The following is a 1,188-nucleotide window of genomic DNA, read 5'->3' as shown; positions in this document are numbered from 1 at the left end:
TTATCAGCCGCAACCAGTCTCAATCTAGAGTCCAGAGTGCCTGATCGCGTGGCATTATGGCGGCTACGCCAGTCCAATCCCCTGAGAAAAGGGCAAGGAGGGCGGAAAAAACTAGATGTGGAAGAAGCACAATCATTGGTTCTCATAGTTTGTTACTTGGCAAAGCAGCATGAAGAATTAATTCGCCGTGCTGTGGGCCTTTTAGAGCAAACGGCTAAAGCCCAACGGGAACCCCATCATGCAGCTTTATTAGGAGACTACATTGATGCTTTCTGTAACACTTATACTGAACGCATGGAAGAAAACGAAAAAATCTCCACCAACCAATTGAGCAATTTAGCACTCAAGCTGTTGATTGATTTGCTTTTTTACAGTAGTGCCAATGGATATCGTCGTCTTTGGCTAGCACTCATAGATCGTTCCACAAAAATGGAGATTTGAGATGTGGAATTGGAGATTGTCAACACACAATCTCAAATCCACAGGCGCTTAGTAGCTTCTATTTAATTAACCGTCAATCCAAAATTTCCCATTTATCTTTGTACTTTCTGTCATGGCTCTATCAAATTCTGTCATCCGTCGGTACACACCACCAACCTGTACCTTAGAAATATTGGCGCAAAATTCGCCTTTGTCTCGTTGGATGGGTAAATCAGTCCTCAAACACATTAACTTCGAGTTATGTTTTGACGACCCGCGACAAACAGAAACAACAAAGCCAGTTATTCGTGGCGATCGCGAACAACTTGAAGCTTTGTGTGCAACGGTGACAAATTATGTACAGGAATGCTTACAAAAATCACCGGAAAACTTTTGGGTCAATGCCTGTGGTGGTGAAGATTCTTCCAGTTCTTCTAGGGAAATATCAGAAAACTCGGAATATACTGATATTCAACAAGCATCACAACCAAATAATACATTCACATCTTTAAATACTCAGATCAAAACTGCCGACATACATTTAAAACCAGCGGATAATTTAACACATAATCTCTTTCTTGGTTCTTTAGCTAACCAGGGAGTAAATCCTGTAATTAATCTGAGCGTACTGCAACTGTTTGATTTAGCAAATGCCTTAGATGAATACTCCAGTGATGTCATGGCTTTGCCAAATCTTGATCAAGAAAACTAGAAACCAGTTTTCAACTTGATGAAGTGGGCCCCAGTGGCGGCTGTGATGGCAATAGC

The 1,188-nt window shown here is 41.5% G+C and carries 2 protein-coding genes; both read left to right on the top strand.

The features are described from left to right. Positions 1–441: DUF3038 domain-containing protein (locus tag F6K52_RS36560; RefSeq protein ID WP_293090166.1), on the top strand; the 441-nt coding region annotated here is incomplete at its 5' end. Between the two features lie 112 nt (positions 442–553). After that, positions 554–1,132: a DUF4335 domain-containing protein gene (locus F6K52_RS36555; RefSeq protein WP_293090164.1), complete on the top strand. Its 579-nt coding sequence runs from the start codon at positions 554–556 to the stop codon at positions 1,130–1,132. Positions 1,133–1,188 lie beyond the last annotated feature (56 nt).

This window comes from Moorena sp. SIO3H5 (assembly GCF_010692395.1).
GTDB lineage: Bacteria > Cyanobacteriota > Cyanobacteriia > Cyanobacteriales > Coleofasciculaceae > Moorena.
This window is presented reverse-complemented; position numbering and strand designations above follow the sequence as displayed.

What these genes read in the sequence shown, in the direction of transcription:
- F6K52_RS36555 (WP_293090164.1), top strand. Translation starts at nt 554, where the DNA reads ATGGCTCTATCAAATTCTGTCATCCGTCGGTACACACCACCAACCTGT.